The sequence below is a fragment of the Roseibium sp. genome (assembly GCF_025698965.1).
In the GTDB taxonomy this organism is placed as follows: Bacteria; Pseudomonadota; Alphaproteobacteria; order Rhizobiales; family Stappiaceae; genus Roseibium.
This window is the reverse complement of record NZ_JAILWL010000316.1, coordinates 1-7,809: the sequence shown is the minus strand read 5'-3', so window position 1 is coordinate 7,809 and position 7,809 is coordinate 1. Positions and strand designations below refer to the sequence as shown.

General features: G+C 53.3%; 12 protein-coding genes. 6 read left to right on the top strand and 6 right to left on the bottom strand.

Going from position 1 to position 7,809, the window contains the following annotated elements; genetic code table 11:
- Nucleotides 1-166: 166 nt before the first annotated feature.
- The gene (locus K5905_RS22165; protein WP_297587846.1) at nt 167-547 is read right to left on the bottom strand and encodes a DUF1761 domain-containing protein; all 381 of its coding nucleotides are present in this window, start codon (nt 545-547) and stop codon (nt 167-169) included.
- Between the two features lie 463 nt (nt 548-1,010).
- Between K5905_RS22165 and K5905_RS22160 the strand changes: the two genes are divergently transcribed.
- The 5 genes from K5905_RS22160 (at nt 1,011) to K5905_RS22140 (ending at nt 4,798) form a co-directional block, all read left to right on the top strand.
- A complete protein-coding gene (locus K5905_RS22160) occupies nt 1,011-1,883 on the top strand; it encodes a DUF6159 family protein (RefSeq protein ID WP_297587843.1) in 873 nt (290 codons plus the stop codon).
- A gap of 137 nt (nt 1,884-2,020) precedes the next feature.
- Nucleotides 2,021-2,623: a superoxide dismutase gene (locus K5905_RS22155; RefSeq protein WP_297587841.1), complete on the top strand. Its 603-nt coding sequence runs from the start codon at nt 2,021-2,023 to the stop codon at nt 2,621-2,623.
- Nucleotides 2,624-2,824: 201 nt separating this feature from the next.
- Nucleotides 2,825-3,283 (top strand): cytochrome c, encoded by a 459-nt coding sequence (locus K5905_RS22150; RefSeq protein WP_297587838.1) that lies wholly within the window; start codon nt 2,825-2,827, stop codon nt 3,281-3,283.
- 48 nt (nt 3,284-3,331) lie between these two features.
- Complete coding sequence (locus K5905_RS22145; protein ID WP_297587835.1) at nt 3,332-4,258, top strand: cytochrome c; 927 nt, start codon at nt 3,332-3,334, stop codon at nt 4,256-4,258.
- A 30-nt stretch (nt 4,259-4,288) separates the two neighbouring features.
- The gene (locus K5905_RS22140; RefSeq protein ID WP_297587833.1) at nt 4,289-4,798 is read left to right on the top strand and encodes a GNAT family N-acetyltransferase; all 510 of its coding nucleotides are present in this window, start codon (nt 4,289-4,291) and stop codon (nt 4,796-4,798) included.
- Between the two features lie 195 nt (nt 4,799-4,993).
- On the opposite strand, the gene K5905_RS22135 is transcribed toward K5905_RS22140, so the two are convergent.
- From K5905_RS22135 to K5905_RS22125, 3 genes are read right to left on the bottom strand one after another with little or no spacing between them, the layout of a single operon-like run.
- Nucleotides 4,994-5,368 (bottom strand): RidA family protein, encoded by a 375-nt coding sequence (locus K5905_RS22135; protein ID WP_297587832.1) that lies wholly within the window; start codon nt 5,366-5,368, stop codon nt 4,994-4,996.
- A 17-nt stretch (nt 5,369-5,385) separates the two neighbouring features.
- Complete coding sequence (locus K5905_RS22130) at nt 5,386-5,604, bottom strand: DUF2798 domain-containing protein (RefSeq protein ID WP_297587831.1); 219 nt, start codon at nt 5,602-5,604, stop codon at nt 5,386-5,388.
- Nucleotides 5,605-5,610: 6 nt separating this feature from the next.
- A complete protein-coding gene (locus K5905_RS22125) occupies nt 5,611-5,922 on the bottom strand; it encodes a putative quinol monooxygenase (RefSeq protein ID WP_297587829.1) in 312 nt (103 codons plus the stop codon).
- A gap of 102 nt (nt 5,923-6,024) precedes the next feature.
- On the opposite strand from K5905_RS22125, the gene K5905_RS22120 reads away from it, so the two are divergent.
- Nucleotides 6,025-6,930, top strand: a complete 906-nt coding sequence (locus K5905_RS22120) for a LysR family transcriptional regulator (protein WP_297587828.1) — start codon at nt 6,025-6,027, stop codon at nt 6,928-6,930.
- Nucleotides 6,931-6,955: 25 nt separating this feature from the next.
- On the opposite strand, the gene K5905_RS22115 is transcribed toward K5905_RS22120, so the two are convergent.
- Both K5905_RS22115 and K5905_RS22110 read right to left on the bottom strand, forming a co-directional pair.
- On the bottom strand, nt 6,956-7,342 hold the full coding sequence (locus K5905_RS22115) for a hypothetical protein (RefSeq protein ID WP_297587827.1): 387 nt from the start codon (nt 7,340-7,342) through the stop codon (nt 6,956-6,958).
- Between the two features lie 195 nt (nt 7,343-7,537).
- Nucleotides 7,538-7,809: hypothetical protein (locus K5905_RS22110; protein ID WP_297587826.1), on the bottom strand; the 272-nt coding region annotated here is incomplete at its 5' end.

Genomic DNA, 7,809 nt, shown 5'->3' with positions numbered 1-7,809 from the left:
AGGCAGGCGAATTGCCGGAAACCCAGGGAAGGTAATCGGATTTGACCAAACCTGCCATGCAGGGGTTGAATTGTCACTGGGAAAGCCCGGCTGAAACTGTGTTGAAACAACAAAAAGCCACCGGAAGACTTTCCGGTGGCTGAAATTTCTTTGGAGTTGTTGAGGCTTACAAGATGCCCTGGGCGATGATCATCAGAATGCCGGCGCCGATGATGTAGCCGGCATCGATCGCAAGGGCTGCCGTGGACTTGCCGCAAAAGGCCCCGTTGGAGATCGTCAGACTGGCGGCGGCCAGAATGGCCAGAATTGCGGCAAACAGTGCGTTGAACGTTGCCGTTATGCCGATCACCGTTGCCAGAAAGAGCAGTCCGGCAATCTGCAGGATCATTGCACCGAGTGGCGGGCGGCTTTCGGCTGTTAGCTCAATACCTGACCCTTCAGCCCAGGTCTTGGCAAAGAGCATTGGGGAATAGACAAGCCAGCCGAACAGAAAGGCTGCAATCGCCCCAACCAACACTGCAATCCAGTTCACGCTTTCAAATTCCATGTTGACGCCTCCGTTCAGGACCACCTGTCACTGGGGTTCATTTCCGATGATTTCAAAGTGCGGCTGGGATCCTCATTCAACCATTTAGATGAATTATCAGCATGATCAAAAATAGTCAACTTATTGGTTGAGTTTAGGTGTGAAATACAGGGTGCAGTTTTAGATCTTGTTTGTGAAAAAAGACGATTTCACAAAGCTTTATTGAAAAAAGTTCAGGGATTGAATCATGTGGAAGGCGAAGGCCTTGAAATCTCTCTGTGGCGAGGCTTTTGCTTTGGTCGCGAAAACCAGTCTGAGTGGCAGACCCGCCGAACTGTCCATGCAACATGTCGAGTGTTTGACCGCTTCGCTTCGTTCCTCCGGAGCAAATTGGCGCTTCTTTAACAAAATTTATTCATAATCGGCTGCCGTAACGGGTCCGATGTTCACGGTCACTGAACAGAATTCAGGAAGTGGGTGTGGCATGTTTAAGTTTTTTGAGAAGATTGAACGGGCGATCACGCTGGCGGGAGCTTGCTGGAAGGTGCTCAAGCTGGACAAGGAAATGCTCTTGTTTCCGATCATGAGCACACTGGCCCTTTTTGCGGTCATCGGCAGTGGAGCCTGGGCGGTCTATGAAATGCCTGAGTTGATGGCATTCTTCCAGGCGCTTTTCGATCAGGCACAGCCCGACCAGGATCCGCGTGTCTGGGCACTGATTTTTGTTTTCATGTTCATCAACTATTTCATCATGATCTTTTTCAATGCCGGTCTTTTGACCTGTGCCCTGATCCGGTTCGCCGGTGGAGATCCAACAGTGATGGACGGGCTACGGTCTTCCGTGCGCCGGTTGCCGCAGATATTGGTCTGGGCACTGGTGACGGCGATTGTTGGCTGGATCCTGCAGATCGTGGAGAGCAGGTTGAAGGGGCTTGGCAAGTTCTTTATCAGCCTTCTCGGAGCAGGTTGGGCTGTTGCGACCTATTTCGCCGTTCCGATCCTGGTGGTTGACGGGGTCGGGCCTGTCACAGCGATCAAGCGTTCGGTTCAGGCGATCCGCAAGACCTGGGGTGAGGCACTGATGGGGCATGTCGGGCTGGGCGTGTTGAACTTTATATTCATGTTGGTGGCGGTTCCGTTGGTGTTCGCAGGCATGACCATGTATGCGCAGAGCCCGGTGCTGGGCAGCAGCCTGATAACCGTCGCCATTGTCATAGCGCTTGCCGGGGCGCTGGTTGTGACCACGCTCAGCGCTATCCTGCGGGCCGCACTTTACATCTATGCGATTGAAGGCGAAGTGCCGGCAAATTTCGACAGCAGGCTGATCCGAAGCGCCTTTCAGCCGGGCAAGCAATAAAAAAATAAGAAAAAATTTCTTTATTTTCGTTTTCGGTGCTTGCCGTCAGGCTCGCGCAATCCTATTTTGCCGCTCGACACGGCCCTTCGGGCCTTTGGTCCAGACCGCCGGTCAATGACCTTTTTGAGGAGTTTGTCATGTCTTTCGAATTGCCTGACCTGCCGTACGCGTATGATGCGCTGGCTCCCTACATGTCTGCTGAAACTCTCGAGTTTCACCATGACAAGCACCACCAGGCCTATGTCACCAAAGGCAATGAGCTGCTGGCAGGCAGTGGCCTTGAAGGCAAGTCCCTGGAAGAGATCGTAAAGGAGAGCTATGGCAAAAATGCTCCCCTCTTCAACAATGCCGGCCAGCACTACAACCACATCCATTTTTGGAAGTGGATGAAGAAAGACGGCGGTGGCACATCTCTTCCGGGCGCACTCGCGTCTGCCATCAGCAGCGATCTTGGTGGCTTTGACAAGTTCCGTGCCGATTTCATTGCTGCCGGTATCGGTCAGTTCGGTTCCGGTTGGGCCTGGCTTGCAGTCAAGGACGGCAAACTGGAAATCATGAAAACGCCAAACGGTGAAAATCCGCTGGTTCATGGCGCAACACCGGTTCTCGGCTGCGATGTCTGGGAACATTCCTACTACATCGACTACCGCAACGCGCGCCCGAAGTATCTTGAGGCGTTTGTCGACAACATGGTCAACTGGGACTATGTGCTTGAACTTTATGAAGCCGCTGTAAAATAAGCTGTTTCAAACTCAGTTCAGAAGACCCCGGTCCAAAGCGACCGGGGTTTTTTTGTTCTCTTTTCTGAAGATGACGCGGATGCGGTCTTTCAAAAAAAGCACGTGTTCACAACAGCGTGACTTTATTGCCGAGCGGTTCTTGAGTTGAATTCGTTCGGAGAGTTTCGCGTAATCTACGCGTGTATCGAGAGGGAGAATGAAATGCGCATTGTTCGTAAAACAGCAACCGTGTGCCTTTTGGCCGGGCTTGGACTTGCCGGTACTGCTCAGGCAGCCGATGACCCGATCGCAACTCGGCAGGCCATCATGGCGTCTGTCGGCGCTGCCGCTGGTCTCGGAGGCGGGATGATGAAAGGCGAGATTGATTACAATCCTGTCGCGGGCAAAGCGGTTATTGCGACAATGCAGGCAGCTTCCTTCACTTTCGGTGATTTCTTCCCGGCTGGATCCGACCAGGGCGACACGGGAGCCTTGGCAAGTATCTGGGAAAACGCAGATGGATTCGCGGCGGAGCTCGCCAAACTTTCTGATGCAACAGGAAAAGCGACGGCCGCTTCCGGCAAGGATGGTCCGGCAGATCTCGATGCCTTCAAGGCTGCGATGGGCCCGATTTTCGGCACTTGCAAATCGTGCCACGAGACTTACCGTAAGAAGAACTGACCGGACAGATTCTGTTAATCCGGTCGTTTGAAAATCCGGAGAGGCTCCATGAAAAAGGCTGTTGTTGTCCTTTTTGTTCTTGCTGTCATTGCAGCAGGTGCAGCGTGGGGGCTCTCCGCACCGACTTATATCAGCGATCAGGACGCTGCGACCCTGAAGGTAGGGGAACCGGTCAGCGGTGAGCTGGTGTTCTGGGCCGGTGGCTGCGCTTCCTGCCATGCCGAGAAGGGCGCAAAGGGCGAGGACCTGCTTAAGCTCGGTGGTGGACTGAGGCTGGAAACACCGTTCGGCGTCTTTGTTGCACCCAACATTTCTTCAAGCGAAGCTGATGGCATTGGCGGCTGGTCTCTTGCAGACTTTGCCAATGCAATGACCCATGGCACGTCGCCCGAGGGTGAAAACTATTACCCGGCCTTTCCTTATACATCCTATGCCAGGATGACCGGCGACGATCTTGGGGATCTTTTTGCCTTCATGAAAACGCTGCCCGCCGTCGAAGGAAAGGCTGCCGATCATGAGCTTGGCTTTCCGTTCAACATTCGCCGGGGCCTGGGTCTTTGGAAACGCATGTTCCTGGATCCGGCGCCTGTCATTGGTTCTCCGGTTTCCGGCAACGATGTCGATCAGGCGCTTTGGGATAGAGGCCGTTATCTTGTGGAAGGGCCCGGACATTGCGGCGAGTGCCATACGCCGCGTGATTTTGCCGGTGGCCTGGAGCTTTCAAAATGGCTCGGCGGCGCACCTGCGCCGACAGGAGATGGCCGGATTCCCGATATTACACCCGTGGATGGGGGCTTTGGCAGCTGGAGTGCTGCGGATATTGCCTACTATCTGGAAAGCGGTTTTACACCGGAATATGATTCAGTTGGCGGCGAGATGGTACACGTTCAGGAGAATATGGCGCGCCTTCCAGCAAGCGACAGAGAAGCAATCGCTGCTTATCTGAAAGCCATTCCGGCCGTCGCAGCAAACTGATCCCACGAAATTCAAAGGCAATTTTCACTCATGATCTCCAATCGCGGATTCGTTGTCGCTTCTGTTGAGGACAGTGACGAGCTGAATGTGGTGAAAACGCTGTTCCGAGCCTACGTGGATTGGCTCAATATCGATCTTTCCTATCAGGGGTTCGAGGAAGAATTGAAAGGCATGCCGGGCAAATATGCATCGCCCAAAGGCGCTCTTTTTCTGGCGAAAGATGCAGAAGGGACCATTTTGGGCTGCGTCGGTTTACGGCCCTCCGATGTTGATGGCACCTGCGAAATGAAGCGTCTTTATGTTCTGCCGGAAGGACGTGGCCGCGGTGTCGGGGCTGCGCTGGTTGATCGCGTTCTTGATGCGGCCCGGGAGGCCGGCTACAAATCGATGGTCCTGGACACATTGCCGACCATGGCAGGAGCAATAAAACTCTATAAAGCTGCCGGTTTTGAAGAAACTGATCCCTATTACGATACACCGATTTTAGAGACGCTTTTCTTTCGAAAAAATCTGCTGGAAGTAAAAATTACAAATCCGTAATGTTCTGATCAAAAATAAACCACCTGCGATGCAGGTGGTCCAGTCATTTTTATTGTGGGTCAGCTGGCCCGCGCACAGTTGTACATTTTCTATTTAGTGCTTGTTATTTAGATGGGGCGGAGAGCCAGTATTTCAATTCGGTGTTAGTACGTAATGCGGATTGTCAGTTCTCAAGTTTTATTTACGCCAGCGTGATCAAAGGGCAAAGATTCCTTCTATTTCAATCCGCAGGTCCGGTGAGAACAGGCCCGACACCATAACCATGGAACTTGCCGGTACGGCGTTGCCATACCTTTCGGTCGCAGCCTCGCGAATGCCGGGAATATCTTCCGGGTCGGTCACAAAGATCGTGACTTTTACAAGATCGTCCAGGTTTCTGTCGTACTGTCTGGCGACATATTCCAGCTGATCCAGCACGGCATGTGTCTGCGCGTCTGCCGAACTGGTTTGGGCATCCGTCCCGAAAGCTGTGAAGCCTGAAGTGTAAAGCGTATTGCCGTGACAGACAGCGTGGGTGTAGGGACCGACAGGCAGCCCAAGGTCTTTGAAGTTCTGACGTGACAGGGACATGGGTACTCCGGAAAGGGTTAGGGAAGCCGTCTCGCGATTTCGGCTGTTGCCCTTTGAATGGGCGGTCCGAGGAGGAATGCGATGACGGCAGCAGCTGGCCAGGCGAGACGAAAGGCAGCCATCCATTGGCTGAAAAACAGCTCGCTCCAGCCCAGATTGAGAAAAGTCACCCAGCAGGACATGAGAAGCGAAAGGCCGAATGACATCAATAGGGTAGCGATCAACCGGTGCTTCATTGGACCTCAAGCCGCGTCCGAAGTGGCATTCGCACCGATTTCACCAAGCTCTTCGATGTAGTTCACCTCTGTCAGGTTCCGGGCCAGATAGGCTTTGGTGTGGGGCATTTCAAAGTGATCCAGAAGCGCTTGCCGGCTGGTCCAGCATTCCCACAGAGTGAACTTATGCGGTTCTTTCAGGTTCTGACGGATTTCAAACAGGATGCATCCGGGTTCACTCCGGGTTTGTTTCACAAGATGCCTCAGTCCGTTTTCAGCCTCTTCAAGGTCTGCGCCGTCCTGAAGTTCGATGCTTGCGCTGATGTAGTAGTTCGACATGATTGTCTCCATTGCCAAGTAAGGGATGCATCGGAGATTTATTGATTTCGTTTCTTTTCATCTATAGTGAATTTCGATAGTTCAAATTTCAGAAATGAAATTATGCTTGATGATCTCGCACTTTTCGTCCGAATTGCTCAAAACCGGAGCTTGTCTGCCACCGCCAGGCAGCTGAACGTGCCGCCTGCAACCGTCACCCGGCGTTTACGCAAGCTGGAGGAGCAGGTCGGGGCGCAGCTTGTTCACCGATCAGCTCGCAAGTTTTCGCTGACATCCGAAGGCGAGGCTTACTATGAAGCGTTTGCCGATCTCATCCATCAGGCGGAAGTTTCTCTGCGAGGATTGAGTGCGGATCTGCATGACATGCGGGGACGACTGCGTGTTGCGGCGCCGACCAACATCTCGGTCGGAATGCTGGAGCCGATGTGGTCTGCGTTTTTGAAAAGCTATCCGGAGATCCAGCTTACGCTGCTCCTGAGCAATGAAAACAAGGACCTTCTGGAAAACCGTATTGATCTGGCGCTTCGGATCGGCCCGCAGACGGATCTGCGTCTTTACCAGAAACGTCTCGGACGTGTTGCTACCATGCTGGTCGCTTCGCCTGGTTATCTGGCCAAGACTGGTGTTCCAGAAAGGCCGGAGGACTTGAAATCGCACAAGCTGATCTGGGTTTCGTCACTTCCGCACTGGCAGCTCAAGAACATGGATACCGGAGAAGAGGCGACCCAGCACCTGACGGCGAATATTGCCGTCGATGATATCGGCCTTGCGTGCCAGTTTTCTGCCGACGGGCACGGCATTGCGCTGCTGCCGGTGACAGAAACATCCAAGAAAATTGTGGAAGGCAATCTTCAGTTCGTGATGCCGCAGTGGCAGGGGCAGGGACGCGAAGCCTACGCGGTCTGGCCTACGGGACGCCTGTTGAGCGCCAGAGCAAAATGTCTGCGCGACTACATGGAATCCTATATGGCGGAACGCCCTGTTTTTCAGGGCGCTTTGCCGGTCTGAGGTTACTCAGAAATTGTGCTCGACGTCATGCGCTATATGGGTTGCAACGGATGAACCGCGGTACGTCGATATAGCCACGCATGACTGCGAGCCAGGCCTGGCATTCCGACTGGGTTTTGAAGCATCCGGCCTGGGAAATCAGGTCCCGGCGATCAAAGTCATAGACGACGCCACCGGCAATTCCCTTCCAGCCCGTTCCCGTGAAGGTGCGGCAGTCGTAGGGCGTGTTGTAGGTGTTTGGAATGTTTTGCCGCGATTTGCTGAATGTTGGAGCAAACAGAAGGTCTGACGGCTGCTGAAACTGCGATTGACAGGCAGCAAGTCCGAAAGAGAGGGCAAGCACCGGTGCGATCCGCAGGCCTGACTTGAGCCGTTTGGCTGTCTGGATAGCGCTACGGATGGGACGGGGCATGGTGAACTCCAGTGATTGTTATGTCGATGCCTGTTGTCGGCATCTCAAAAGTCTGATTTGCAACAGGTTTCTATTGAACTGAAGATCCGGTCAAAATCAAGACACGATCAACTGAACCCTCTCCGTTCGTCAGAACGAAGAGGGAAACACCTGGTTTCGACAGTTTCGATCAACCAGCCAGCTTGAAATCAGCCCTTAGGTAAATGGGTCGATATTCGGCAGGTCGAAGTTGAACGGATTGTCCAGACCCTGGCCTGCATCGTCCCAGGCCTGATAATGACCGTCTTCATGGAGCTGTAGCAGAATAGCTTCAAGCTGGTCATTGAAGTTTCCGAATGCATCCCAGGCTTCACCCATACCGTTGGTAAATCGGGCGATCTCATCGTACAGGCCTTGCGAAAACTCGACGGTTCCTAATTCATCAAGGTCCCTGAACCAGAAATTCATCTCATCCTCGAAGAGATACT

Excerpts from the sequence above, each read along its gene's own strand:
- K5905_RS22165 (WP_297587846.1), bottom strand. The coding sequence starts at position 547 with ATGGAATTTGAAAGCGTGAACTGGATTGCAGTGTTGGTTGGGGCGATT.
- K5905_RS22160 (WP_297587843.1), top strand. The coding sequence starts at position 1,011 with ATGTTTAAGTTTTTTGAGAAGATTGAACGGGCGATCACGCTGGCGGGA.
- K5905_RS22155 (WP_297587841.1), top strand. The coding sequence starts at position 2,021 with ATGTCTTTCGAATTGCCTGACCTGCCGTACGCGTATGATGCGCTGGCT.
- K5905_RS22150 (WP_297587838.1), top strand. The coding sequence starts at position 2,825 with ATGCGCATTGTTCGTAAAACAGCAACCGTGTGCCTTTTGGCCGGGCTT.
- K5905_RS22145 (WP_297587835.1), top strand. The coding sequence starts at position 3,332 with ATGAAAAAGGCTGTTGTTGTCCTTTTTGTTCTTGCTGTCATTGCAGCA.
- K5905_RS22140 (WP_297587833.1), top strand. The coding sequence starts at position 4,289 with ATGATCTCCAATCGCGGATTCGTTGTCGCTTCTGTTGAGGACAGTGAC.
- K5905_RS22135 (WP_297587832.1), bottom strand. The coding sequence starts at position 5,368 with ATGTCCCTGTCACGTCAGAACTTCAAAGACCTTGGGCTGCCTGTCGGT.
- K5905_RS22130 (WP_297587831.1), bottom strand. The coding sequence starts at position 5,604 with ATGAAGCACCGGTTGATCGCTACCCTATTGATGTCATTCGGCCTTTCG.
- K5905_RS22125 (WP_297587829.1), bottom strand. The coding sequence starts at position 5,922 with ATGTCGAACTACTACATCAGCGCAAGCATCGAACTTCAGGACGGCGCA.
- K5905_RS22120 (WP_297587828.1), top strand. The coding sequence starts at position 6,025 with ATGCTTGATGATCTCGCACTTTTCGTCCGAATTGCTCAAAACCGGAGC.
- K5905_RS22115 (WP_297587827.1), bottom strand. The coding sequence starts at position 7,342 with ATGCCCCGTCCCATCCGTAGCGCTATCCAGACAGCCAAACGGCTCAAG.